Source organism: Mycobacterium sp. (assembly GCF_035570115.1).
In the GTDB taxonomy this organism is placed as follows: domain Bacteria; phylum Actinomycetota; class Actinomycetes; order Mycobacteriales; family Mycobacteriaceae; genus Mycobacterium.
The window spans coordinates 47,890-71,953 of the sequence record NZ_DATMLH010000185.1 but is presented as its reverse complement, the minus strand read 5'-3'; the positions used below and the strand labels follow the sequence as shown (position 1 = coordinate 71,953).

Genomic DNA, 24,064 nt, shown 5'->3' with positions numbered 1-24,064 from the left:
GGTCAGCGCTGAGGGGCAGGAACCCGAAGGGGCCGACGTACCCGACACCGAAAGCCCCGCGCCGAAAGCCGCCGAAGCGGTGGAACTCACAGAATCGGCCGGCGACGAGAGCACATCAGCGGAGGAACTGGTGTCAAGTCTGAACCCGAAGCCGACCGATTCGACCGCGACGCGGTGGGGCTCGCGGCTTCGACGGCTCAATCCCAGGTCGCGGCGATAGCGAACACGGCCGGCGCCGGATGGCATGCTGACATGCGTGACCAATCCGGCTCGGCGCGGTAACCCGAGGGTTGGCCGGCTGTCGGTCGCGATGGGTTCGGGTGCGGTACTGGCGGGCGCTCTTGGTTACGTCGGGCTGGTGGACCCGCATAAGCCGGACTCCGCCTTCCCCGTATGCCCGTTTCGGCTGCTCACCGGGTGGAACTGCCCCGTCTGCGGAGGCCTACGGATGATGCACGACGTACTGCACGGCAACCTGGCCGCGGCGACCACCGACAACGTCTTCCTGCTCATTGGAATCCCGATGTTGGCCGGATGGTTTCTGCTGCGCCGCCGGTCTGGAAAACCCGTGTTACCGGTACCGGCCGTGGCGAGTGTCCTGGTGGCCATGGTGGCGTGGACAGTGCTGCGTAACCTGCCGGGTTTCCCATTGGTTCCGACGCTACTCACCAGTTAGCCCGCTGCTGGATCGGTGAGTGTCGGGAGATGCTCAGCTAGCGCGACTATGCTGATTCGTCGTGGCGAGACGCGGCAAGATCGTCTGTACTCTCGGTCCGGCCACCAGCAGTGACGAGTCCGTCAGAGCGCTGGTTGAAGCCGGAATGGACGTCGCCAGAATGAACTTCAGCCACGGCGACTACAGCGATCACAAAGCTTCCTACGACCGGGTGCGTGCCGCCTCGGATGCCACCGGACGCGCGGTCGGCGTGCTCGCTGACCTGCAAGGTCCGAAGATCAGGCTCGGCCGGTTCGCTGACGGTCCGACGTACTGGGCCGACGGCGAAACCGTGCGGATCACGGTCGCCAATTGTCCCGGCAACCATGACCGGGTTTCGACCACCTACAAGCACTTAGTCCAAGACGCCGTGCCCGGTGACCGCGTCCTGGTCGACGACGGCAACGTCGGCTTGGTGGTCCGGGACATCGACGGCGACGACGTCGTGTGCACGGTTACCGAAGGCGGCCCGGTCAGCAACAACAAGGGAATGTCGCTGCCCGGGATGAACGTGTCGGCTCCGGCTTTGTCCGGGAAGGACGTCGACGATCTTGAGTTCGCACTGCACTTGGGCGTCGACATGGTGGCGCTCTCGTTCGTGCGCTCGCCATCCGATGTCGAGCTCGTCCACGAGGTGATGGATCGGGTTGGCCGTCGGGTGCCCGTCATCGCCAAACTGGAGAAGCCCGAAGCCATCGACAACCTCGAAGCCGTGGTGCTGGCCTTCGACGCCGTGATGGTCGCTCGCGGCGATCTGGGTGTTGAGCTGCCACTCGAAGAGGTTCCGCTGGTCCAGAAGCGGGCCATCCAAATGGCCAGGGAGAACGCAAAACCCGTCATCGTGGCGACCCAGATGCTCGAGTCGATGATCGAGCACTCGCGGCCGACTAGGGCCGAGGCCTCGGATGTCGCCAACGCCGTGCTCGACGGCGCGGACGCGCTGATGTTGTCCGGAGAAACGTCTGTCGGGAAGCATCCGCTGGCCGCGGTGCAAACGATGGCCCGCATCATCTGCGCGGTGGAAGAGAATTCGACCGAAGCCCCGCCGCTGACCCACGTGCCGCGAACCAAGCGCGGAGTGATCAGTTACGCCGCCCGTGACATCGGTGAGCGGCTCGACGCCAAGGCCCTGGTCGCGTTCACCCAGTCCGGAGACACCGTGCGGCGACTGGCGCGCCTGCATACGCCGTTGCCGCTGCTGGCTTTCACCCCGCTGCCCGAAGTGCGCAGCCAACTGGCCATGACGTGGGGCACCGAGACGTTCATCGTCCCGATCATCCAAACCACCGACGGCATGATCCGCCAGGTGGACAAGTCGCTGCTCGCCCTCGGCCGCTACAAACGCGGCGACCTGGTGGTGATCGTTGCGGGCGCGCCTCCGGGCACCGTCGGGTCGACCAACCTGATCCACGTGCACCGAATCGGCGAGGAAGACGTTTAGCCCGGTGACGATGCGTTCCGCGGAGCGGAGGGCTGAGGAACAGGGCAACTAGGCTAAGCCGGTGTCTGACTTCGACGAGCTGATGGCGGTGCTCGACCTCCATCACATGGGCGACGAGGTCTTCATCGGATCTCATCCCAGTAAGAACCCGCCGCGGACCTTCGGCGGACTGATGATGGCGCAATCATTCGTGGCGGGCAGCCGCACGCTGACCCGCGACTTGCCGCCCAACGCGCTGTCCGCGCACTTCATCAATGGCGGTGACACCGCCAAAGACATCGAATTCCAGGTGGTGCGGTTGCGCGACGAGCGGCGCTTCGCGAACCGGCGCATCGAGGTCACTCAGGACGGCACCCTGCTGGCGACGGTGATGATCTCCTACTTGTCCGGCGGTCGCGGCCTGGAGCACAACGTCGAACCGCCCGAGGTCGCCGATCCCGAGACATTGCCGTCCATCAAGGAGCTGCTGAGCGGGTACGAGGACACCGTTCCGTTGTTCGTCAACGCATTGCAACCGATCGAATGGCGCTACACCAACGACCCATCCTGGGTGATGCGGGATAAAGGCGAGCGGCTCGACTACAACCGAGTCTGGGTTAAAGCCGACGGTGTGATGCCCGACGATCCCGTGCTGCACACCGCCACGATGCTCTATTGCTCGGACACCACCGTGCTGGACTCGATCATCACCACCCACGGGCTCTCCTGGGGGTTCGACCGCATCTTTGCGGCGACCGTAAATCACTCGGTCTGGTTTCATCGCCAGGTCAGCTTCGACGACTGGGTGTTGTATTCCACCTCTTCGCCCGTGGCCACCGATTCACGTGGACTCGGGACCGGCTATTTTTTCGATCGCTCCGGGCGGCCGGTCGCCACCGTGGTGCAGGAAGGCGTGGTGAAGTATTTCCCGGGCTCACGGTCGTAGGCAGGGCGGCAACGATTCGATTGCGGCAATCCGGACCACAGCGTCATAACCCTGTGAAAGCGTAGCCTTTGGGGTAACAGCCGGAGGTGGGCTGTGGACGAATCGTCAATTCGGGTCGCGCCTGACGTCCGCGCGCGCGAGCGGGTCGTCGTTGACGTCCACTCGCGCTGGGCTCGCTGGGTCGGCGCATTAGCTCTGCTAAGCGCCGCGTGTTGGTTAATGGCGCTGATCGCCCGCGGCCACGACCACGCGGGCTGGCACGCGACGGGGCGGCTGGAATGGTCGCTGACGGTACTGGCCGCAGTGACGCTGATCTCGCGGGGCATTTTCCTGGGTCGCCCGGTCACGGCGCGGCACGCGATAGTTGCCGCTCTGGTCCTGTTCGCCGGGATTGGCGCGCACGTGCTGTCTTTCGATCTCTTCGGCGACGTGTTGATCGCCGGGTCGGGCCTCGCGCTGATGTGGGCCACGTCAGCGCGTCGGCATCCCGGCGACCTGTCTCGGGTGTGGGCATTGATCAAAGCCACCAGCGGCGACCCGCTGGCGCCGTTCGCGATGCAGGCGGGCAAGTGCTACCTGTTCAGCGCGGACGGCAGCGCGGCGCTCGCTTACCGGACACGACTCGGCTACGCGGCGGTCAGCGGGGATCCGGTCGGCGACGAGGCACAGTTTCCTCAACTGGTCGCCGACTTCGCCAAGATGTGCCATACCCACGGCTGGCGGATCGTCGTGCTCGCCTGTAGTGAGCGACGGCTTCGCCTGTGGAGCGACCCGACGGTGCTGGGCCAGTCGTTGCGAGCGGTACCGATCGGTCGCGATGTCGTCATCGACGTGTCCAGCTTCGAGATGGTCGGGCGCACGTTCCGCAACGTGCGTCAGGCAGCCAAACGCACGCACAACTGCGGTATCACCACCGAGATCGTCGCCGAGCAGAAACTCGACGGCCGGCTCCGGGCCGAGCTCACCGAGGTGCTGCGGGCATCAGCAAGCGGGGCGCACACCGATCGCGGATTCTGCATGAATCTGGACGGCGTGCTGGAGGGCCGGTACCCGGGCGTACAGCTGATCATCGCCAGGGACAGATACGGGCGGGCGCAGGGCTTCCACCGCTACGCCACCGCCGGTGGGGGCAGCGATATCAGCCTTGACGTGCCGTGGCGTCGCCGTGGGGCGCCCAACGGGATCGATGAACGCCTCAGTGTCGATATGATCAGTGCGGCCAAACATGCTGGCGCGCAACGGGTCTCCTTGGCATTTGCGCCATTCCCAGAGATCTTTGACGACAAGCAGCGTGGACGGGTGCAGAGCGTCTTATATTGGCTGATCCATCTGCTGGATCCATTGATCGCGCTTGAGTCGCTATATCGATACTTGCGAAAATTCCGCTCGTCGGACCAGCGGCGTTATGCGCTGGTATCGCTGACCCAGCTGCTGCCGTTAATCTACGTGTTGCTGTCGCTCGAGTTCATGCCGCGTCGACGCGGACTTTGAGGGTCTACGGCACCGGTGTCGGCGTCAGCGTGACGCTCAGCCGGTCTTGGACGTTTTCCCGAAACTGATCTGCGCAGCGTTGCTGCTGGATCTGGTCTCGGCCGGCATTCTGCATGCAGTCGATGTAGTCGCCGCCGCCGACGTCCTTCCAGACCGCCGTCCAGATGGCAATGAACGCCAAGCCGACGATGATCGCGAGCGCACCCAGCACAATGCCGGCGATCGCGACACCGCCATTGTTGGCGGTACCACGCTTGACACGTCCGTGCCCGAAGAACCCGACCACCACCGCGACGAGTCCCAGGACGACCGCGACGAAGACCGACCAGACACACAGCAGCGCTATAACCGCCAGGACCAGCGAGGCGATACCTAGTCCGTTTTTGGGTCCCACCGCCCGTGGCGGGTAACCGTAATAGGGCGGTGGCGGGAGATAGCCGCCCGGGTATGGGCCGTGCTGGTTCTGATATGGGTCCTGATATGGATATGGCGGCGCCGTTTGCGGTGTTCCCTCGGGGTTTTCGCGTCTGTCTGTCGGCCTGTCCGGAGGTTCGGTCATGGCTCGCTTTCTAGATGGGCGTCCTCGGCGACTATTCGCCAGCGTACCCGTCGGCGCTGATGCGTAGTTCGGGACAGCAAATGTTATTGGGCAGGTGATGAGTAGCCACCACCACCGTCCGCTCGGCGGCCACCAGGCCACCGTCGGTATCCAGGAGTCTGCGCAGAATGGTTTCGGCGTCGGCGGCATCCAGGTGCTCGGTCGGTTCGTCGAGCAGCACGATCCGTACAGGTGAGATGATCGCCCGGGCCAGCAGCAGCCTTCGGCGTTGGCCCGCCGACAATGCCTGAGCGCCGCCAGACAGCACCGTGTCCAAGCCATTCGGCAGACCGCCCAGCCAAGCGTCCAGGCCGACCCGGTGCAGCGCGACGCCCAGCTCATGATCCGGGCAATCGCCCCGCGCCACCAGCAGGTTGTCCCGAACGGTCGTCGCAAAAATATGCGCGTCCTCGGCGAAAAAGCCGATAGCCCAGCGTAATTCGACTTCGCTAAAAAGGCGCAGCGGTGATCCGTCAAGGGTGATGTCGCCGCGCGACGGCGCCTGCAGACCTGCGAGGGTCATCAGTAGCGTCGTCTTACCGGAGCCGCTGGGGCCGGTAACGGCCAGTCGGGCGCCCGGCGGCAGGTCGATCGTCACCGCGGCCGGCGCCCGAGAACCCGGGTGTGCGGCAACCACGTCCTTGCCGCGCAGGCGCGCGGTCGGCAACGGATGGAATGGCGGGGATGCCGAAGTCGGTCTGGGATGCGCGGCCGGCGGGGCTGGGTCAGCCGGGGTCAGGTCGAGCAGGCGCCGCGCCGCCAACCGTGAGCGTGTCAACTGAATAGCGGCGGCGGACAACGGAGTCGTCGCCTCGAATGCCGACAGCGGCAACAGCATCAGGACGGCAAGCGTGGTGGGCGCAACCGAGCCCGCCATCCCGATGGCCGCCACCACGGCCCCCAGCACGCTGACGCCGATCGCCGCCGTGGGAATGGCCTCCGCAAACGCGGCCGGTCGGGCCGCGGCATCGATGGCCTCGCCCCAATCGCGTTGCCGACGCTGCGACTCGGTGACGACATTGCGCAACCTGCCACCAACTCGCAGCTCGGGCGCATGCTCGAGTGCCAGCATCGCCGACACGTCACGCTCGGAATGATGTTGGCGTGCAACAACTTCCTGGGCAGCGGCAGCCCGCGACGCCAGCCATGGCGCAACAACGCCTGCGACGAGGAGACATATCGCCAAGATCGCCGCAGCCACCGGCGAGATAATCCCGACGACCACCACCGCCGTCACCGCAAGTACGGTCGCGACGCTAAACGGAAGCAGGGAGCGCACCAGTACGTCGGCCAGCTGATCGACATCAGCGCCGACGCGTGAGACCAGCTCGCCACTGTGCAATCGAGCGGCGACGTCGGCAGGACCCTGCGCCAGGCGGTGATAGATCAGCCCGCGGGCAGTCCCGGCGGCCCGCAACGCGGTGTCATGGCTGGCGAGCCGTTCGCAATAGTGCAGCGCGCCACGGGAAATCGCGAAGGTGCGCACCGCCACCACCGCGATCGACAGATCCAATACCGGTGGCATTTGCCACGCGCGGGTGATCAACCAGGCCGACAGTCCGGCCAGCGCCAGAGCGCTGCCCAGCGATAACACCCCAAGCGCAACCGCCACCAGCAAACGCGGGATCCGCGGGCGCAGCAGCAGCACCGCGGCAGGCAGGGGATCAGACCCGAGCATGGTGGGTGTTCCCCGCGCCGGCCACGTCGACGACGTGGTCACCGATTCCGATGATCTGTTCGCGGTGGCCGACGACCACCACGGTGTCGCCGGCGCGGGCCCGGTCGACAATGGCCCGCAGCACTCCGGCCTCGGTTGCGGTGTCCAGGTGGGCGGTGGGCTCGTCGAGCAGCAACACCGGCGCCGGCGAGCCGAGCGTGCGGGCCAAGCCGAGGCGTTGACGCTGCCCGAGCGACAAGCCCACCCCGCCACTTCCGATAACGGTGTTTATCCCGTCCGGCAATTCTGCTAATACCTGATCGAATCTAGATGCTGCACAGGCGCGTTCAAGATCGACGAGGGCGCCGAACAGGGCCAGGTTGTCGGCGACGGTCCCGGGGATGAGCACTGGGCGTTGCGGCAGCCAGGACACCTGCCGCCACCACGCGGTCGGTTCGAGATCCGCGATCTCGACTCCGGCGACGGCGACACGACCATTGGTGGCCGCGGTGATTCCGGCAATGACTTGCAGGGTGGTGCTTTTGCCCGAACCGTTCGCACCGGTGAGCACCGTTACCTGACCCGACTGGATCACCGCGCTGAGGTCATGTGGACACAGCCCATCGCGGCCTGCGACGCTGAGCCCGTCGAGAACAATCGTCGCCCCCCGCGCCGAGACCGTCCGAGAACCCGGCACCGCGCTTACGGAGTCCTCGATCAGCGCGAACGCCTTGTCCGCGGCGGCCCGGCCATCCTGGGCGGCATGGAATTCCACGCCGATGCGGCGCAGCGGCCAGTAAACGTCAGGCGCGAGCAAAAGCACGGTCAAACCCGCGGTCAGGCTGATCTCGCCGAACACCAGACGCAGGCCAATGCTGACCGCGACCATGGCGACGCCGAGGGTGGCGAGAAGCTCCAGTACCAGTGCCGAAAGGAATGCGATCCGCAGTGTGGCCATGGCCGAGCGCCGGTGGGCGGCGGCCAGCTCGGCGATGCGGCGCTCGGGCCCGTTGGCGCGGCCCAGCGCCCGTAGCGTGGGAATCCCGGCGATCAGGTCCAACAATCGAGCCTGCAGGGTGGCCATGGCAGCCAGCGCTGCCGCGGACCGATCAGCGGTCGCCAGACCGATCAGCACCATGAAGACCGGGATCAACGGCAGCGTGATCAGCACGATCACAGCCGATTTCAGGTCGTAGAGGCCGAGCACGGCCGCGCTCACCGGAGTCAGGATCGCAGCCAGCAGCAATGCCGGCAGGTACGCGGTGAAATACGGTCGCAACGCGTCGAGCCCGCGGGTCACCACCGCCGCCGCGGCATCACGCTCGGCTGCCAGCTGCCTGGGTTGTCGCGCGGTGACGGCCGCGAGCACCTGACCGCTGAGATCGGCGATCACCGCGCTGGCACCACGCTGGCCCAGCCGGGCTTGCAGCCAGCGCGCCACGGCGCGCACCGCCCACACCGCCAACAGGATCGATAACGTCGGCACCCACAGGCCCAAATTGCGCCCAGCCGGGTCGGTGATGACCCGGGAAGCGATGTGCGCCAGCAGGATCGCCGAGCCGATCGCGCAACCGGAGATCACCACACCGCAAACCGTCGTTGCGGCCAGGAAACGGCGGAGCCCCGTTGACGCCCGCCATAGCCGCGGATCCAGGGGCCCCCGGCCGCCCCTGCTCAGGACGCTCGCCTCGCCAGGCCGGTCGCCGGCGGTATGCGGTCAGCCGAAATCCGCTGTCGGAAAACCCAATACGTCCAGCCCTGGTATATCACCGTCAGCGGAGCCATGAGCGCTGTCACCCAGGTCATGATCTTCAGGGTGTACGGGGTGGAGGAGGCGTTGTAGATCGTCAGGCTCCACTGCTTGTTCAGCGTGGATGGCACCAGGTTGGGATAGAGCGCTCCGAACAGCAGGATCACCACCCCGGCCACGACCACGGCAGTGCACAGGAACGCCCAGCCATCGGATGCTCGCCGCCACACCAACGCCACCGCGGCCAGCTGCGCGACCACCGCGACTGCCATCACCAACCAGGTCCAGTTCTTGCCATAGGCCAGTTGCGTCCAAAGCCCAAAGCCGCCAACCAGTGCCGTCACCGGAAGCGACAGCCGCACCGCGAAGCGGTGAGCGTCGTCGCGGACCGCGCCGGAGGTCTTCAAGGCGACGAACACCGCGCCGTAGAACAGAAACAGCCCTGCCGTGGCCAGGCCACCCAACAGTGTGTACGCGTTGAGCACATCGGTGATCGACGCGTCCACGCGGCCATTGGCGTCCACCGGCAGTCCACGCACCAACACGGCGAATGCCACGCCCCACAGCACGGCAGGCAACCACGACCCCGCGGCGATTCCGAAGTCGGCCAATGACCGCCATTTCGAATCGTCGATCTTGCCACGCCATTCGATGGACACCGAACGCACGATCATGCCAAACAGGATCGCCAGCAGCGGCAGGTACAGGGTTGAGAATACGGCCGCGTACCAGCCGGGAAATGCCGCGAACATCGCTGCGCCAGCGGTGATCAGCCAAACCTCGTTGCCGTCCCAGACCGGCCCGATGGTGTTCAACGCTGCGCGGCGGTGGGTTTCTGGTTCGCCCACCCCGACGCGGGCGAATGGCTCCATCAACATGCCCACGCCGAAGTCGAAGCCCTCGAGGATGAAGAAACCCAGGAACAGCAACCCGATGATGCCGAACCACAACTCTTGCAGTCCCACAGGTGAGCTCCTTTCCGTCAGCGGGCCCTAGTAGGCAAAAGACAACGGCGCTACCTCGTCATCGCTGGGTGACCGGGGCGCAGCCGGTTCCGCGTCGTGTTCCAGTGGCCCTTCGACGACGTAACGCTGGAGCAGCCAGAACCAGATCACCGCCAGCACCGCGTAAAGGAGGGTGAACGTGACCAGCGAGGTGACGACCATGCCGGAGGCATGATGTGAGACGGCCTCGTGGACGGTGAATCGGACCTGTTGGTCACCGGTCGGGTTAGGCACGACGATCCAGGGCTGTCGGCCCATTTCGGTGAACACCCACCCGGAGATGTTGGCCAGGAACGGCGCCGGAATGGCGATCAGCGCCAGCCAGGAGAACCATCGTTGACCGGGGACCCGGCCACCGCGAGTCAGCCACAACGCGATCACGGCGAAAAGTCCGGGAATCGCCAGTAGTCCGATCATCGCGCGAAACGACCAGTAGGTGACGAACAGGTTGGGCCGATAGTCGTTTGGGCCGAATCGGTGTTGGTAGTCCTGCTGGATATCGCGCACACCTTGCAGTGTGACGTCGTTGAATCGGCCCTTGGCGAGAAATGGCAACACGTAGGGCACTTCGATCACGCGGGTGACGCTGTCGCAGTTGTTGTGCGTGCCGACTGTCAGGATGGAGAAGTCCGGATCGGTTGCGGTGTTGCACAACGATTCCGCCGAGGCCATTTTCATCGGCTGCTGAACGAACATCAGCTTGCCCTGATAGTCGCCGGTGAAGAACAAGCCGACCGTCGCAATAAGCGCCACCCAACATCCCATGATGGCGGCCGGGCGGAAGATGCTGCGAGCATCGGCCTCCGCGTTGGGCTGGTCCGTTGCGGGTTTACCAGAACGGACCAGCCACCAGGCACTGATGGCGGCGACGAACGTCGCAGCGGTCAGTAACGAGCCAGCCACCGTATGTGAAAATGCTGCTCGCGCAGTGTTATTACCAAGCAGCGCACTGATGCTGTGCAACTCCGCGCGCCGGGTCGCGGGATTGTATTGCGCGCCGACCGGGTGCTGCATGAAGGAGTTCGCCACGATGATGAAGAACGCGGAAACGTTGACGGCGATCGCCACGATCCAGATGCACGCCAGGTGCACCAGCCGGGGCAGCCGACTCCAGCCGAAGATCCACAAACCGATGAAGGTCGATTCGAAGAAGAACGCGGCCAGGCCTTCCATCGCCAGTGGAGCGCCGAACACGTCGCCGACGAACCGGGAGTACTCGCTCCAATTCATACCGAATTGGAATTCCTGCACGATCCCGGTGGCCACCCCGATCGCGAAGTTGATCAGGAACAGCTTGCCGAAGAACTTGGTGAGCCGATACCAGGCGACGTTGTCGGTGACGACCCACGCCGTTTGCATGACGGCAATCAGCGGCGCCAGACCAATGGTGAGCGGCACAAAGATGAAGTGGTAGACGGTAGTGATACCGAACTGCCACCGCGACACGTCGACAACGTTCATCTGTCATCTCCCTGACGACAGGCCTGCTACTACGACGCAGTGTAGTAGAAGGTTGCGATCAACGCCACGGCATTGTCGCGTCGATCACGATTCGGCCGGTGAGGCCGCGTCGTGCGATCCACCCGCGAGGGCCTTGTCCACCCTCTTGGACGCGCCGCGGATGCCGAACGACGAGACAATCTCGAAGACCCCGATGACCACCAGCCAGATGGCGACGATGAGGATCAGGATCGCGAGCGATTCGAAGGGTGATCCGATCATCACAATGCCGGCAAGAAGGGTGATGACACCAAGGAATATTTGCCAGCCGCGACCGGGCAAGGTGGGATCGCTGATGGCCGAGATCGACGTTGCCACACCGCGAAAGATGAAGCCCACGCCAATCCAGATCGCTAGCAGGAGTATCGCGTAGCCTTCGCCGAAGTGTCGGAAGCACAGCACCGCCAATACCAGGGAGGCCGCGCCGCTGATGAACAACAGCACTCGGCCGCCGGCCGAGACGTGCAGGCTGAACGCGAAGACAACTTGTGCGACACCGGTGATCAGCAGGTAGATGCCGAAGAGGACGGCGGCTATGAGGATGGAATCTCCGGGCAAGACGTACACCAGGATCCCGAGGGTCAACGTCAGTATCCCGGATACCAGCGTCGACTTCCACAGATGGGGCAACAACGTTGGAACAGCAGTGGTTTCCATTGCCGAAGTTTCCCACAAACGGCCAGTGCGGTGGAAGGTTTGCGTTACGCGTTAGATGCCGCCTCTTGTGGCGCCTCGGCACGCATACCGCCGGAACCGGTGTCTCGTTTGCGGCCAACGAGATACCACGTGCGCATGACGCCTTTCCCCTTGACGGCGAGGACGCCCCGCTCCTCTAGCAGGAAATCGTTTTTCAGCCGCTGGTAGACGTCCTCGGGCACCTGAATGCGTCCCACCGAATCGGTGGATTCCATCCGGGACGCCACGTTGACCGCGTCACCCCACACGTCATAGAAGAACCGGCGAGAGCCCACCACGCCTGCCACGACGGGACCGGAGGCAAGCCCGATTCGCAGCGGCAGTAAGTCACCGCGCGAATCCCTCAGTCCGCTCACGGCCTCGGCCATGTCGAGCGCAAGGTCGGCCAGCGCCTGGACGTGATCGGCCCGCGGCTGAGGCACTCCACTGACCACCATGTAGGAGTCGCCGCTGACCTTGATCTTCTCCAGCCCATGCTTGTCCACCAGCGCATCGAAGGTGCTGTACAAGCCATCCAGGAATCTGATCAGTTTGTCCGGCGCGATATCGCTGGCCCGTTCGGTGAAGCCGGCGATGTCGGCGAATAGCACTGAGGCATCGTCGTACTTGTCGGCAATGATGTTGCGCGCCGGGTCTTTTAGCCGCTCAGCGATGCTGGCCGGCAAGATGTTGGCCAGCAGAGCTTCGGATCGTTCGTATTCCAACTCCATGGCCGATTCGGCGCGGACGATCTCGCGTACCGCGTACCACACCGTCGTGACGACCATCACGCAGCCCGAGATCGTCGTCACGACGAAGCCCAAAGACAACGCCCATGCCGGCTGGACACCGGTGTCTCGGGGGACCAGGAACTGCAGGGCGATCACCAGCCCGGCAGCGACGGCTGCCAGAGCCGCCGCCAAGACGATGCGGTCGATGCCCAATTGCAACACCACGAGGCAGGATGCAACCAAAAAATAGAATTGCAAGCCCGAGCCGGTGCCCACGATCCAGCAGATGACAAAAATCGACGCGTAGGCGGTGCCGATGAAGGTCAGCGGCGGGACCAACTCACCGAAGCGGTGAAGCGAAGGGACGATGGCATAGATCGCGGCGCCGGCGATGTTGATGGCGCCGGTCCACCAAAGGTGCGGCGCGGCGAAAACCTCGATGAACCCGAAACCCGCGCTGATGATCACCGCCATCGAGGTGGTGAGGTGCAGGATGCGGCGTCGCCGCGTGATGCGATCGGCATAGTGCTGATTGCGGACGCGCGGTTGCTCCCGCACTGCTGCTACGCAGTCCGGCGTCCGCCGCGAGCCTCCTGGTTGTGGGGCGCTGCACCTCTTAGCCGCCACATCAAAAGCCTAAACGGTCGACTCGAATTTGCGGAACGCGGCGTCGCGTCTTGTCGGGCAGATCATCGTGAACGCGGGTGTGCCCAATGCGTCCACGTATTCGTGTGCATCGGGGAAGCCGGAGTGCGCGAACCGTTTTCCGCCACGGTGAACGAGCGCCAGACTATGCACAGCCTGTTAATACGCGATAGACGAAATGTCCGGATATTCGGCCGAGTCTTCCCCACTTGCACAGGTCCATCCCGCCATCTCCCCGCGATGCCGGGGACGACGTCACCGAGAAATGCGGAGTGGAAATCGCGGATCAGGTCGACGTCCAGCGCCCGATCTCCGTAGAACCTTGACTGGACGGCGTCCACTAGACCGCCGAGCGGCTCAGCAATCAGGCCGCTTATCTCGGCATCGTTCTTGTAGACCATCGGGCGTCTCAAATCTCGGCTCGGTCGAATCAGCGGCTCTCCCATCCCCACAGACCACAAGCCGCAAAATCGCCTCTCGGGCCTCCGCGTTGTCCCTGGTAGGGGCCATAAACAGCACATTTTGGGGTGCTAGGACCGGGCGTCGGCGTTCACTCGCGACCCGGCCCTGGCGTTTGGCCGCCCCGCACGGTTGATGACGCGCCGCAGCCGACATGCCCACTTATCGACGCGAAGGGTTTGTGGGACATCTTGGGGTCGGGCCCCGGCCCGTCACGGGACGAACCGGGCCCGAGGGGCGCGGGTACAGGAGAGAGACCCGCGCCAATTGCCGCGCAGCAGCCCCGGGGACGCGCAGCGGCAATTTTGAGCTAGGTAGCAGCCGCGATCTTTCACCCGTGTCTGCCCTAGGGTGGCGACATGAGCGAGGCTGATGGGCCGCTGTGGGAGTACAAGTGGTTCTATTCGTCGGGCGATGATGCCCTGAATGAAATGATGCGCAAAGCGAACGCGCTGGGGGAACAAAGATGGGAGATGGTTAACTTCACGGTGGACCAGGCCAAACCCTTGACGGCCGCGTGCTTCTTCAAACGTCCACGGCTCCCGGGGGTTACGCCCGAACCGACCGAACCGCCTCGGCGCTTTCTTTGAAACAAGCGGGGGAAATGTGAGAGGCCGAGAGGCGGGCAATGGCTTCAACACCCGCTCCCCAGTACCTTGCATCGGGCCGCACCGTCGATGAGTGGCGGTGGTATCACCAGCAGGAAACTGAGGCCCAATGGCGCTCTGGAGGTAGTGCGGCCGGCATAGGCCCCCCGCGGAAGACTTTCTGCCTACAGCGGGAGCAGGGGCGAGGCGGTCGGAGCAATGTCTGGTTGGTGCCCTCGGTGAGATTCGAACTCACACTGGACGGGTTTTGAATCCGTTTCCTCTGCCAGTTGGGATACGAGGGCTCGTAACCACGGCCTACCACCATAGAGGATGGCGATCGTCACACCGACGTCACAACCCCGCGGTCGAGGATTACGGCGGGCCACGAGAGAATGGCGTCATGACCGGCTCAACGACCGACGTCGATACCCAAGCCTCGCACCGGGTGCTGATCGCCGAGGATGAGGCTCTCATCCGGCTCGACTTGGCCGAAATGCTCCGCGAAGAGGGCTACGAAATCGTCGGCGAGGCCGGCGACGGCCAGGAAGCCGTCGAGCTGGCCGAGCAGCTCGCCCCCGACCTGGTGATCATGGACGTCAAGATGCCGCGCCGCGACGGCATCGACGCCGCGTCGGAGATCGCCCGCAAACGCATCGCACCGATTGTGGTGCTGACCGCGTTCAGTCAGCGCGACCTCGTCGAACGGGCGCGGGATGCGGGAGCGATGGCCTACCTGGTGAAACCATTCACCATCTCCGACTTGATCCCGGCGATTGAACTGGCGCTGAGTCGGTTCAGCGAGGTCAGGGCGCTGGAGCGGGAAGTCGCGACGCTGTCTGAGCGGCTGGAGACCCGCAAGCTCGTCGAACGGGCCAAAGGCCTGTTACAGGCCAACCAGGGCATGACCGAGCCGCAAGCTTTCAAGTGGATCCAGCGCGCCGCGATGGACCGGCGGACCACGATGAAGCACGTCGCCGAAGTCGTCCTGGAAACCCTCGACACTCCCGACGAGACGCAGACGTCGGGGTAGAGCTCGAATCGCTTGATACCGCATGCGATATCAAGTTGGGAACGGCACTAATCCTTCGCCCATGCGACCGAAGTGGCTGCCGAGGCTATTGGGTTTCGCCGGCGCTTACCTGGCCACGATCACCGACGAGCCGTGCCCGAACAGGCCCTGATTCGCGGTGATACCGGCCTTCGCGCCCTCGACCTGACGGCCGGTGGCCTGGCCGCGCAGCTGCCAGCTGAGCTCGCAGACCTGTGCGATCGCCTGCGCGGGAATCGCTTCGCCGAAGGAGGCCAGCCCGCCCGACGGGTTGACCGGAATCTTGCCGCCGATGGCAGTGGCACCGCTGCGCAACAGCGCCTCGGCGTCACCCTTGGGGCAGAGCCCCAAGTGCTCATACCAGTCCAGCTCTAACGCGGTGGACAGGTCGTACACCTCGGCCAGGCTCAGGTCTTCTGGCCCGATGCCGGCCTCGGTGTACGCGGCGTCGATGATCTGGTCCTTGAACACCCGATCCGGCGCGGCCACCACCGCAGTGGAATCCGTTGCAATATCCGGTAATTCGGGCAGATGCTGAGGGTAGCGCGGGGTGACTGTGCTGACACCGCGGACCGAAGGCACGCCGTTCAGCGAGCCGAGGTGTTCTCGAGCGAACTTGGCACTGGCCACGATCAGCGCCGCGGCACCGTCCGAGGTGGCGCAGATGTCCAACAGCCGCAGCGGGTCGGCCACCACCGGGCTGGCCAGCACGTCTTCGACCAACGTCTCTTTGCGGAACCGGGCGTTGGGGTTCTGCAGGCCGTGGCGCGCGTTCTTGACCTTCACCTGGGCGAAATCCTCGAGGGTGGCGCCGTAGAGGTCCATCCGCCGGCGCGCCAGCAGCGCGAAGTACACCGGATTGGTGGCGCCGATCAGATGAAACCGCTGCCAATCGGGGTCGTTCTTCCGCTCGCCGCCAACCGGAGCGAAAAACCCTTTCGGCGTGGTGTCGGCGCCGATCACCAGCGCAACGTCGCAGAAGCCGGCCAGGATTTGTGCGCGGGCGCTCTGCAGGGCCTGCGAGCCGCTGGCGCACGCCGCATAGCTGGAACTGACCGGCACTCCGTTCCAGCCCAACTTCTGCGCGAACGTCGCCCCGGCGACGAAACCCGGGTAGCCGTTGCGGATGGTCTCCGCGCCGGCCACCAACTGAACTTGCCGCCAGTCCAGGCCGGCTTCGGCCAGCGCGGAACGGGCCGCGGCCACCCCGTACTCGGTGAAGTCGTTGCCCCACTTGCCCCAGGGGTGCATCCCGGCGCCGAGGATGTAGACCGGTTCCGGCGTGGTCATGCGATCCTCCATGCGTAGACGATGCGTTCGACGCCGTCGTCGTCAACGAACAGCGGCATGGTGGTCAGCTCCATCTCCAGGCCGACTTTCAGGTCGGCGGCCAGGGTGCCGTCTACCACCTTGCCCAGCACGATCAGACCCTCGTCGGCCAACTCCACCGCGGCGACGGCGAACGGCTCGAACGGATCCGGGGAAGGGTAGGGCGGTGGCGGCGCATACCGGTTTTCGGTGTAACTCCACAGCTTGCCGCGCCGCGACAGCGGCACTTGCTCGAGCTGGTCACCGTCGCAGCCGGGGTTGGGGCAGTTGGCGGCCCGCGGCGGGAAGACATAGGTGCCGCATTGCGGACATTTTGCGCCGACCAGATGCGGCACTCCGGAGTCGTCGGCGGCGAACCAGCCGTCGATCGCCGGTTCTTGACGGATAGCTGCTGGCATCGGGCCAGCGTACCGAGAACCTCGACGAAATTGAAACGTGTTGCAGTTTTCCTGTGGCGGGCGCAGCCGCTACTCGGCGTCGGACCCAGTGCATAGAGTTAGGGCGGTGAGCCCAGCGAGGACCGCAAGCAAGAAGACGGAAGCCGGCCAGGCCGCTGACGACAAGCCGACGTTGATGCTGCTGGACGGCAATTCGCTGGCGTTTCGGGCGTTCTACGCGCTGCCCGCCGAGAATTTCAAGACCCAGGGCGGGCTGACCACCAACGCGGTGTACGGGTTCACCGCCATGCTGATCAACCTGTTGCGCGACGAGTCGCCCACCCATGTGGCCGCGGCGTTCGACGTGTCGAGGCAGACCTTTCGCTCCGAGCGCTACCCAGAGTACAAGGCCAACCGGTCGTCCACCCCGGACGAGTTCCACGGCCAGATCGACGTCACCAAGGAAGTCCTTGCGGCGCTCGGTATTACGGTGCTCGCCGAGCAGGGCTTCGAAGCCGATGACTTGATCGCGACGTTGGCGACCCAGGCGGAAAAGGAAGGCTACCGGGTACTGGTGGTCACCGGGGACCGCGACGCGTTGCAGCTCGTTTCCGACGACGTGACGGTGCTTTATCCGCGTAAGGGCGTCAGCGAACTCACCCGTTTCACCCCGGCAGCGGTGGTCGAGAAGTACGGGCTGACCCCCGAGCAATATCCCGACTTCGCCGCGCTGCGGGGCGACCCGAGCGACAACCTGCCCGGCATCCCTGGGGTGGGCGAGAAGACGGCGTCGAAATGGATCAGCGAATACGGTTCGCTGCAAACGTTGGTCGACAACGCCGACTCGGTGCGCGGCAAGGTGGGTGACGCGCTGCGCGCGCACCTGGCCAGCGTGATACTCAACCGGGAACTCACCGACCTGGTCCGGGACGTCCCGCTGGCGCAGACGCCGGACACGCTGCGGATGCAGCCCTGGGACCGCGAACAGATTCACCTGCTGTTCGACCAGCTGGAATTCCGGGTGCTACGGGACCGGCTGTTCGACACGTTGGCTGCCGTCGAACCGGAGGTCGACGAGGGATTCGACGTGCGTGGGGGAGCGCTGGAGCCCGGCACGGTCGGGCAGTGGTTGGCTGAGCACGTCGCGGACGGGCGCCGATCGGGGCTGGCTGTGGTGGGCACGCATCTGCCTTATGACGGCGACGCGACGGCGCTGGCCATCGCCGCCGCCGACGGCGATGGCGGATACATCGACACCACGACCCTCACACCCGACGACGACTCGGCGTTGGCGGCGTGGCTCGCCGACCCCGAGAGGCCGAAAGCCCTGCACGAAGCCAAGTTAGCGATCCACGACCTCGCGGGGCGCGGCTGGACGCTGGACGGGGTCAGCTCCGATACCGCGCTGGCCGCCTACCTGGTCCGACCCGGGCAACGCAGCTTCACCCTGGACGATCTGTCACTGCGCTACTTGCGTCGCGAGCTACGGGCGGAAACGTCTGAGCAGCAGCAACTTTCGCTGCTTGACGATACTGAAGGGGTCGATGACCAAGCGGTGCAAACCGCGGTCCTGCGTGCTCGCGCGGTGGTCGACCTGGCTGACGCGCTGGACGCCGAATTGGCCCGGATCGACTCCACCTCACTGCTGGCCGAGATGGAGCTACCGGTGCAACGGGTGTTGGCGGGCATGGAGGCTGCGGGCATCGCCGTCGACCTCGACCAATTGACCGCCCTGCAAAGCCAATTCGGCGACCAGATTCGGGACGCCGCGGAGGCGGCGTACGCGGTGATCGGCAAGCAGATAAACCTCGGCTCGCCAAAACAGTTGCAGGTAGTGCTGTTCGACGAGCTCGAAATGCCGAAAACCAAGCGGACGAAGACCGGATACACCACCGACGCGGATGCGCTGCAGTCGCTGTTCGACAAGACCGGGCATCCGTTCCTTCAGCATCTGCTCGCGCATCGCGACGTGACCCGGCTGAAAGTCACCGTCGACGGGTTGCTGAACTCGGTGGCCGGCGACGGCCGCATCCACACGACGTTCAACCAGACGATCGCGGCGACGGGCAGGCTGTCCTCCACTGAGCCCAATCTGCAAAACATTCCGATCCGCACCGACGCGGGCCGTCAGATCCGCGACGCGTTCGTTGTCGGTAACGCAGTCGGTGACGGCTATGCGGAGTTGATGACGGCCGACTACAGCCAGATCGAGATGCGCATCATGGCGCATCTGTCCAGCGATGAAGGCCTGATCGAGGCGTTCAACACCGGGGAGGACCTGCATTCGTTCGTCGCCTCGCGCGCGTTCGGAGTGCCGATCGACGAGGTGACTGGCGAGCTGCGGCGCCGGGTCAAGGCGATGTCGTATGGATTGGCCTACGGGTTGAGCGCTTATGGCCTCGCGCAGCAGCTGAAGATTTCCACCGAAGAGGCCAAAGTCCAGATGGATCAGTACTTCGCCCGGTTCGGCGGGGTGCGCGACTACCTGATGGACGTCGTCGAACAGGCCCGAAAGGACGGCTACACCTCAACGGTGCTGGGTCGCCGCCGCTATCTGCCCGAGCTGGACAGCAGCAATCGCCAGGTGCGCGAGGCCGCCGAGCGGGCAGCGCTCAACGCGCCGATCCAGGGCAGCGCGGCCGACATCATCAAGGTGGCCATGATCGAGGTCGACAAGGCGCTCAAGACGACCGGGCTGGCGTCGCGGATGTTGCTCCAGGTCCACGACGAACTGTTGTTCGAGGTAGCCGACGGTGAGCGCGAGCGGCTTGAGTCGTTGGTGCGCGAGAAAATGGGCGGCGCATACCCCCTTGACGTGCCGCTGGAGGTCTCGGTGGGCTATGGCCGCAGCTGGGACTCCGCCGCCCATTAGCGGCCGACAACGACTTGCGCGGACCGGTGGCAAGAATTTCAGTGATTTTTTCGGGGTGATTTGACGCTCGGCCCAGATGGGGCGAGTTTGGCCAGCGTGTGCACAGTCGAGTAGCCTCGACGGAGTAGTCCGGCGACCATGCAGAGCGCAGCGCGACGCGGAAGAGCCGGGCGATCGAACAGAACCCGCTCTATCCCTACGACCCCAACCTGTCCGGAGCAACCCAACAATATGCCGAGTCCCACCGTCACCTCGCCGCAAGTAGCCGTCAACGACATAGGCTCGAGCGAGGACTTTCTCGCCGCAATAGACAAAACGATCAAGTACTTCAACGATGGCGACATCGTCGAGGGGACGATCGTCAAAGTGGACCGGGACGAGGTACTCCTCGACATCGGCTACAAGACCGAAGGGGTCATCCCCTCCCGCGAGTTGTCCATCAAGCACGACGTCGACCCCAACGAGGTGGTGACCGTCGGCGACAAGGTTGAGGCCCTGGTCCTCACCAAGGAGGACAAAGAAGGCCGGCTGATCCTCTCCAAGAAGCGCGCTCAGTATGAGCGCGCCTGGGGGACCATCGAAGAGCTCAAAGAGAAGGACGAGGCGGTCAAGGGCACCGTCATCGAGGTCGTCAAGGGTGGCTTGATCCTCGACATCGGGTTGCGCGGCTTCCTGCCCGCCTCGCTGGTCGAGATGCGCCGCGTCCGGGATCTGCAGCCCTACATCGGCAAGGAGATCGAAGCCAAGATCATCGAGCTGGACAAGAACCGCAACAACGTGGTGCTGTCCCGTCGCGCCTGGCTCGAGCAGACCCAGTCCGAGGTCCGCAGCGAGTTTCTCAACCAGCTGCAAAAGGGCGCCATCCGCAAGGGTGTGGTGTCGTCGATCGTCAACTTTGGCGCCTTCGTCGACCTCGGCGGCGTCGACGGTCTGGTGCACGTCTCCGAGCTGTCCTGGAAGCACATCGACCACCCCTCCGAGGTGGTGCAGGTGGGCGACGAGGTCACCGTCGAGGTACTTGACGTCGACATGGATCGTGAGCGGGTTTCGCTGTCGCTCAAGGCGACTCAGGAAGACCCGTGGCGTCACTTCGCCCGCACGCATGCCATTGGCCAGATCGTGCCCGGCAAGGTCACCAAGCTGGTTCCGTTCGGCGCCTTCGTCCGCGTCGAGGAGGGCATCGAGGGCCTGGTGCACATCTCCGAGCTCGCCGAGCGTCACGTCGAGGTGCCGGACCAGGTGGTCGCGGTGGGTGATGACGCGATGGTCAAGGTCATCGACATCGACCTGGAGCGTCGGCGCATTTCGCTGTCGCTCAAGCAGGCCAACGAGGACTACACCGAGGAGTTCGACCCGGCCAAGTACGGCATGGCCGACAGCTACGACGAGCAGGGCAACTACATCTTCCCGGAGGGCTTCGACCCCGAAACCAACGAATGGCTCGAGGGTTTCGACTCGCAGCGCACCGAATGGGAAGCGCGCTACGCCGAGGCCGAGCGTCGGCACAAGATGCACACCACCCAGATGGAGAAGTTCGCCGCAGCCGAGGCTGCCGCTGCCGAGCGACCGCAGGCCAACGGCTCGTCGGGCGAAGAACAGCAGAGCGGCGGCTCGCTGGCCAGCGACGCACAACTCGCCGCCCTGCGGGAGAAGCTCGCCGGTAGCGCCTAGCCCGACGACGATCGCTACCGATGCTTCGGATCGGGCTGACAGGCGGGATCGGCGCCGGTAAGTCAGCGGTAGCAACGACGTTCGCCGACTGCGGTGGTGTCGTCGTCGACGCCGACGTCATCGCCCGGCAAGTCGTGGAACCGGGCACCGAAGGGCTGGCCGCGCTGGTCGAGGCGTTCGGCAACGACATCCTTTCCGCCGACGGGGCGCTTGATCGGCCGGCGCTGGCTGCCAAGGCATTCAAAGACGACGACGCGCGTAATGCGCTCAACGGAATCGTTCACCCGTTGGTGGGCAAGCGGCGCGAGGAGATCATCGCGGCGGTGCCTCCGGATGCGGTTGTCGTTGAGGATATTCCGCTGCTGGTGGAGTCCGGAATGGCGCCCTTGTTCCCGTTGGTTGTCGTCGTGTACGCCGACGTTGAAGTGCGGATGCGTCGACTGGTGGAACAGCGCGGCATGACCGAGGCCGACGCGCGTGCCCGAATCGCCGCGCAGGCCAGCGATGATCAGCGCCGCGCCGTGGCCGACGTCTGGCTGCAGAACTTGGGCAGCCTGCAATCGCTGGCCGAACAGGCCGGTGACGTGTGGAATCACCGCATCACCCCGTTCGCGCGGAACCTGATCGCCCACCAGGTCGTCCGTCCGGTGCCCCAGCTGACACCGGCGGATCCGACCTGGCCCGATCAGGCGCGGCGGATTGCTGCGCGCATTGCGACCGCATGCGGTGCCCGCGCGCGGCGTGTAGACCACGTCGGGTCGACCGCGATCGCCGGCCTGGATGCCAAAGAAGCCATCGATATCCAAGTCACCGTTGAATCCATCACCGCGGCAGACGAAATCAGCGACTCCCTGTTGTCAGCGGGTTACCCCCGGATCGACCGCATCACCGGCGATGTGCCCAAACCGGACGCCCGTAGCACTGTCCAGTCCTACGACCACAGCGGTGATCCGGCCTTGTGGCACAAGCGGATTCATTCCAGCGCCGATCCGGGACGGCCAACCAACGTTCATGTCCGCGTTGAGGGTTGGCCCAATCAGCAGTTCGCGCTGCTGTTCGTCGACTGGCTCATCGCTGATTCCGCAGCGCGCGCCGAGTATCTGGCCGTCAAGCAAGGTGCGGCACGGGCCGCATCGGATAGCGACGACATCTCGGTTTACGTCGAGGCCAAGGAGCCCTGGTTTTCCAGCGCCTACCGGCGGGCGTGGGAGTGGGCCGACGCCGTCGGATGGCAGCCGTGATTGTCAGGTTGCGGGCAGCGGTGCCCCGCAGGGCAGCACGCCATTCATCGGGTCGGTGCTGCCTGCGGCTGGCTGGACAAACTGGTCGACCTGCGTAGCTACATTGTTGTCAACATCGATCTCGCAGTGCACCTTGGCCGCATAGGGCCACCGAATCGACACCCGCATCCCGGCTTGATGAGGATCGGCCAGCACCGCGGAGGCCTGGAATCCGTTGCCTGGCATCGAACTCAACTGCGCGGTGTTGGTTTGGCTGGTGTTGGTCACGAAGGTGGCCTGGCTGCCGGGCGCCACGCCGTCGACACGGACAATGTAGGTGATGTTGTGCAGTTCGGCCTGTGCGGTGACGGGAGTTAGCTGCGAGCCGACCGCAGCGCCTGTCAGAGCGGCGACTGCGATCCATCTGTGCCTGCTGGAGCTCATGACTGCAGAGATTACGCGAAGCGTTTTGCGCCGGCAGTTCGTTGCCGGCAACCGTTATCCCGGTCGGCACCAACGGGTCTCCCTTACGACGTCGCCTGCATCCTTATCGGTCCGCGGACCCTGGTGGCGGGGGTGGCGCAGCTTGCCGTCGCGTGTCCACTGGGGGCCTGCGGCCGGACCGTCGCTTGCGCCGTTATTCGCTTAAAGACATCCGCGAGGGTTACCCGCTTCTGCGGAGGGAAACTCTAGGGACCGCCGCGCCAATGCTCGATGCGGTGATGGTCGGGAGTGAACCCGTGGTTCACACCCCACAGCACGGCCTGAGTGCGACTGCTCACACCGAGCTTGCGATAGATCGTCCGAATGTAGGACTTCACGGTGTTTGGGCTCAGGTACGTCAGCCGCGCGACGTCTGCGTTGCTCATGCCCTGGGTGATCAGCGCCAGAATTTCCGCCTCGCGTTCGCTGAGCCCTTCACCGCGGCCGGGCCAATCCTGCCCCGGCGCGCTGCGTGCTCGCGCCCCTACCTCGCTGACGACCACTTCACCGGCATGCACGGCCTCCAAGGCCGCGACCAGCTCGCGCGCGGGCAGGGTCTTCGACAGATACCCCTGGGCCCCGTGCCGTCGCGCGCTTTGAACGAGTTCGGGGTGAAAGTTCCAGGTGTAGACCACAACTCGGCGTGCCCGGGGATTGGCCACCAGGACACCGATCTCTTCGTGATCGGATTCGGGTTGGGCGAATGAGTCGTACAGCACGATGTCGACCGCGTCCTTGACGGACATGGTGGAGTCGAGTTCCGCGATCACGACGCGATCGCGATACGGCTGCAGCATATTGGCCACACCCTTGACGACGACGTCGTAGTCATCGACGAGCGCGACCGTGATGGGTGCGCGAGGTGGTTCTGGCATGCCGGGAA

General features: G+C 64.8%; 22 protein-coding genes and 1 tRNA gene. 10 read left to right on the top strand and 13 right to left on the bottom strand.

The genetic code is table 11. The features are described 5' to 3' along the window. The 5 genes from VNW74_RS16930 to VNW74_RS16910 all read left to right on the top strand — a co-directional run. Positions 1–220: hypothetical protein (locus VNW74_RS16930; protein WP_325678800.1), on the top strand; the 220-nt coding region annotated here is incomplete at its 5' end. A 90-nt stretch (positions 221–310) separates the two neighbouring features. Further along, the gene (locus tag VNW74_RS16925) at positions 311–676 is read left to right on the top strand and encodes a DUF2752 domain-containing protein (RefSeq protein ID WP_325678817.1); all 366 of its coding nucleotides are present in this window, start codon (positions 311–313) and stop codon (positions 674–676) included. A 61-nt stretch (positions 677–737) separates the two neighbouring features. Beyond that, positions 738–2,156 (top strand): pyruvate kinase, encoded by a 1,419-nt coding sequence (gene pyk, locus VNW74_RS16920; protein ID WP_325678798.1) that lies wholly within the window; start codon positions 738–740, stop codon positions 2,154–2,156. 82 nt (positions 2,157–2,238) lie between these two features. Continuing rightward, entirely contained in the window at positions 2,239–3,081 is an 843-nt protein-coding gene (locus VNW74_RS16915; protein ID WP_325678815.1) for an acyl-CoA thioesterase II, read from the top strand. A 93-nt stretch (positions 3,082–3,174) separates the two neighbouring features. Further along, the gene (locus VNW74_RS16910) at positions 3,175–4,572 is read left to right on the top strand and encodes a bifunctional lysylphosphatidylglycerol flippase/synthetase MprF (RefSeq protein WP_325678796.1); all 1,398 of its coding nucleotides are present in this window, start codon (positions 3,175–3,177) and stop codon (positions 4,570–4,572) included. 4 nt (positions 4,573–4,576) lie between these two features. Here the strand turns inward: VNW74_RS16910 and VNW74_RS16905 are convergent, their stop codons facing one another. The 8 genes from VNW74_RS16905 to VNW74_RS16870 form a co-directional block, all read right to left on the bottom strand. Beyond that, on the bottom strand, positions 4,577–5,131 hold the full coding sequence (locus VNW74_RS16905; protein ID WP_325678794.1) for a DUF4190 domain-containing protein: 555 nt from the start codon (positions 5,129–5,131) through the stop codon (positions 4,577–4,579). Positions 5,132–5,162: 31 nt separating this feature from the next. Then, positions 5,163–6,848, bottom strand: a complete 1,686-nt coding sequence (gene cydC / locus VNW74_RS16900) for a thiol reductant ABC exporter subunit CydC (RefSeq protein WP_325678813.1) — start codon at positions 6,846–6,848, stop codon at positions 5,163–5,165. Continuing rightward, positions 6,835–8,481 carry a thiol reductant ABC exporter subunit CydD gene (gene cydD, locus VNW74_RS16895; protein ID WP_414686704.1) on the bottom strand — a complete coding sequence of 549 codons (1,647 nt, stop codon included), beginning with the start codon at positions 8,479–8,481 and terminating at the stop codon, positions 6,835–6,837. Before cydD ends, cydC begins: the two co-directional genes overlap by 14 nt. A 20-nt stretch (positions 8,482–8,501) precedes the next feature. Then, positions 8,502–9,542: a cytochrome d ubiquinol oxidase subunit II gene (gene cydB / locus VNW74_RS16890; protein WP_325678792.1), complete on the bottom strand. Its 1,041-nt coding sequence runs from the start codon at positions 9,540–9,542 to the stop codon at positions 8,502–8,504. A gap of 27 nt (positions 9,543–9,569) precedes the next feature. Then, positions 9,570–11,042 (bottom strand): cytochrome ubiquinol oxidase subunit I, encoded by a 1,473-nt coding sequence (locus VNW74_RS16885; RefSeq protein ID WP_325678790.1) that lies wholly within the window; start codon positions 11,040–11,042, stop codon positions 9,570–9,572. 84 nt (positions 11,043–11,126) lie between these two features. Continuing rightward, the gene (locus VNW74_RS16880; protein WP_325678788.1) at positions 11,127–11,738 is read right to left on the bottom strand and encodes an HdeD family acid-resistance protein; all 612 of its coding nucleotides are present in this window, start codon (positions 11,736–11,738) and stop codon (positions 11,127–11,129) included. 44 nt (positions 11,739–11,782) lie between these two features. After that, complete coding sequence (locus VNW74_RS16875; protein ID WP_325678786.1) at positions 11,783–13,114, bottom strand: adenylate/guanylate cyclase domain-containing protein; 1,332 nt, start codon at positions 13,112–13,114, stop codon at positions 11,783–11,785. Positions 13,115–13,123: 9 nt separating this feature from the next. Continuing rightward, positions 13,124–13,285, bottom strand: coding sequence for a hypothetical protein (locus VNW74_RS16870; protein WP_325678784.1), 162 nt, complete (start codon positions 13,283–13,285; stop codon positions 13,124–13,126). A 665-nt stretch (positions 13,286–13,950) separates the two neighbouring features. Between VNW74_RS16870 and VNW74_RS16865 the strand changes: the two genes are divergently transcribed. Continuing rightward, on the top strand, positions 13,951–14,181 hold the full coding sequence (locus tag VNW74_RS16865; protein WP_325678780.1) for a hypothetical protein: 231 nt from the start codon (positions 13,951–13,953) through the stop codon (positions 14,179–14,181). A 225-nt stretch (positions 14,182–14,406) separates the two neighbouring features. Here the strand turns inward: VNW74_RS16865 and VNW74_RS16860 are convergent. Next, positions 14,407–14,483, bottom strand: a tRNA-Leu gene (locus tag VNW74_RS16860). Positions 14,484–14,581: 98 nt separating this feature from the next. Here VNW74_RS16860 and VNW74_RS16855 point away from each other — a divergent pair. Further along, complete coding sequence (locus tag VNW74_RS16855) at positions 14,582–15,211, top strand: ANTAR domain-containing response regulator (RefSeq protein WP_325678778.1); 630 nt, start codon at positions 14,582–14,584, stop codon at positions 15,209–15,211. Positions 15,212–15,316: 105 nt separating this feature from the next. Here VNW74_RS16855 and VNW74_RS16850 read toward each other — a convergent pair whose 3' ends face one another. Together VNW74_RS16850 and VNW74_RS16845 are read right to left on the bottom strand one after the other, a co-directional pair. Further along, entirely contained in the window at positions 15,317–16,531 is a 1,215-nt protein-coding gene (locus VNW74_RS16850) for a lipid-transfer protein (protein WP_325678776.1), read from the bottom strand. Next, on the bottom strand, positions 16,516–16,956 hold the full coding sequence (locus VNW74_RS16845) for a Zn-ribbon domain-containing OB-fold protein (protein ID WP_325678774.1): 441 nt from the start codon (positions 16,954–16,956) through the stop codon (positions 16,516–16,518). Before VNW74_RS16845 ends, VNW74_RS16850 begins: the two co-directional genes overlap by 16 nt. 175 nt (positions 16,957–17,131) lie before the next feature. Between VNW74_RS16845 and polA the strand changes: the two genes are divergently transcribed. From polA to coaE, 3 genes are all read left to right on the top strand, one after another. After that, complete coding sequence (polA, locus tag VNW74_RS16840) at positions 17,132–19,807, top strand: DNA polymerase I (RefSeq protein ID WP_325678809.1); 2,676 nt, start codon at positions 17,132–17,134, stop codon at positions 19,805–19,807. Between the two features lie 231 nt (positions 19,808–20,038). After that, positions 20,039–21,478 carry a 30S ribosomal protein S1 gene (rpsA, locus tag VNW74_RS16835; RefSeq protein WP_325678773.1) on the top strand — a complete coding sequence of 480 codons (1,440 nt, stop codon included), beginning with the start codon at positions 20,039–20,041 and terminating at the stop codon, positions 21,476–21,478. 20 nt (positions 21,479–21,498) lie between these two features. Next, positions 21,499–22,719: a dephospho-CoA kinase gene (coaE, locus tag VNW74_RS16830; protein WP_325678771.1), complete on the top strand. Its 1,221-nt coding sequence runs from the start codon at positions 21,499–21,501 to the stop codon at positions 22,717–22,719. A 3-nt stretch (positions 22,720–22,722) separates the two neighbouring features. Here the strand turns inward: coaE and VNW74_RS16825 are convergent, their stop codons facing one another. Continuing rightward, the gene (locus VNW74_RS16825; protein WP_325678769.1) at positions 22,723–23,142 is read right to left on the bottom strand and encodes a hypothetical protein; all 420 of its coding nucleotides are present in this window, start codon (positions 23,140–23,142) and stop codon (positions 22,723–22,725) included. Between the two features lie 245 nt (positions 23,143–23,387). Then, a complete protein-coding gene (locus VNW74_RS16820) occupies positions 23,388–24,056 on the bottom strand; it encodes a response regulator transcription factor (protein ID WP_325678767.1) in 669 nt (222 codons plus the stop codon). Positions 24,057–24,064 lie beyond the last annotated feature (8 nt).

What these genes read in the sequence shown, in the direction of transcription:
- VNW74_RS16925 (WP_325678817.1), top strand. Translation starts at nt 311, where the DNA reads ATGGGTTCGGGTGCGGTACTGGCGGGCGCTCTTGGTTACGTCGGGCTG.
- VNW74_RS16915 (WP_325678815.1), top strand. Translation starts at nt 2,239, where the DNA reads ATGGCGGTGCTCGACCTCCATCACATGGGCGACGAGGTCTTCATCGGA.
- VNW74_RS16905 (WP_325678794.1), bottom strand. Translation starts at nt 5,131, where the DNA reads ATGACCGAACCTCCGGACAGGCCGACAGACAGACGCGAAAACCCCGAG.
- cydC (WP_325678813.1), bottom strand. Translation starts at nt 6,848, where the DNA reads ATGCTCGGGTCTGATCCCCTGCCTGCCGCGGTGCTGCTGCTGCGCCCG.
- VNW74_RS16885 (WP_325678790.1), bottom strand. Translation starts at nt 11,042, where the DNA reads ATGAACGTTGTCGACGTGTCGCGGTGGCAGTTCGGTATCACTACCGTC.
- VNW74_RS16880 (WP_325678788.1), bottom strand. Translation starts at nt 11,738, where the DNA reads ATGGAAACCACTGCTGTTCCAACGTTGTTGCCCCATCTGTGGAAGTCG.
- VNW74_RS16865 (WP_325678780.1), top strand. Translation starts at nt 13,951, where the DNA reads ATGAGCGAGGCTGATGGGCCGCTGTGGGAGTACAAGTGGTTCTATTCG.
- VNW74_RS16855 (WP_325678778.1), top strand. Translation starts at nt 14,582, where the DNA reads ATGACCGGCTCAACGACCGACGTCGATACCCAAGCCTCGCACCGGGTG.
- VNW74_RS16850 (WP_325678776.1), bottom strand. Translation starts at nt 16,531, where the DNA reads ATGGAGGATCGCATGACCACGCCGGAACCGGTCTACATCCTCGGCGCC.
- VNW74_RS16845 (WP_325678774.1), bottom strand. Translation starts at nt 16,956, where the DNA reads ATGCCAGCAGCTATCCGTCAAGAACCGGCGATCGACGGCTGGTTCGCC.
- polA (WP_325678809.1), top strand. Translation starts at nt 17,132, where the DNA reads ATGCTGCTGGACGGCAATTCGCTGGCGTTTCGGGCGTTCTACGCGCTG.
- rpsA (WP_325678773.1), top strand. Translation starts at nt 20,039, where the DNA reads ATGCCGAGTCCCACCGTCACCTCGCCGCAAGTAGCCGTCAACGACATA.
- coaE (WP_325678771.1), top strand. Translation starts at nt 21,499, where the DNA reads ATGCTTCGGATCGGGCTGACAGGCGGGATCGGCGCCGGTAAGTCAGCG.
- VNW74_RS16825 (WP_325678769.1), bottom strand. Translation starts at nt 23,142, where the DNA reads ATGAGCTCCAGCAGGCACAGATGGATCGCAGTCGCCGCTCTGACAGGC.
- VNW74_RS16820 (WP_325678767.1), bottom strand. Translation starts at nt 24,056, where the DNA reads ATGCCAGAACCACCTCGCGCACCCATCACGGTCGCGCTCGTCGATGAC.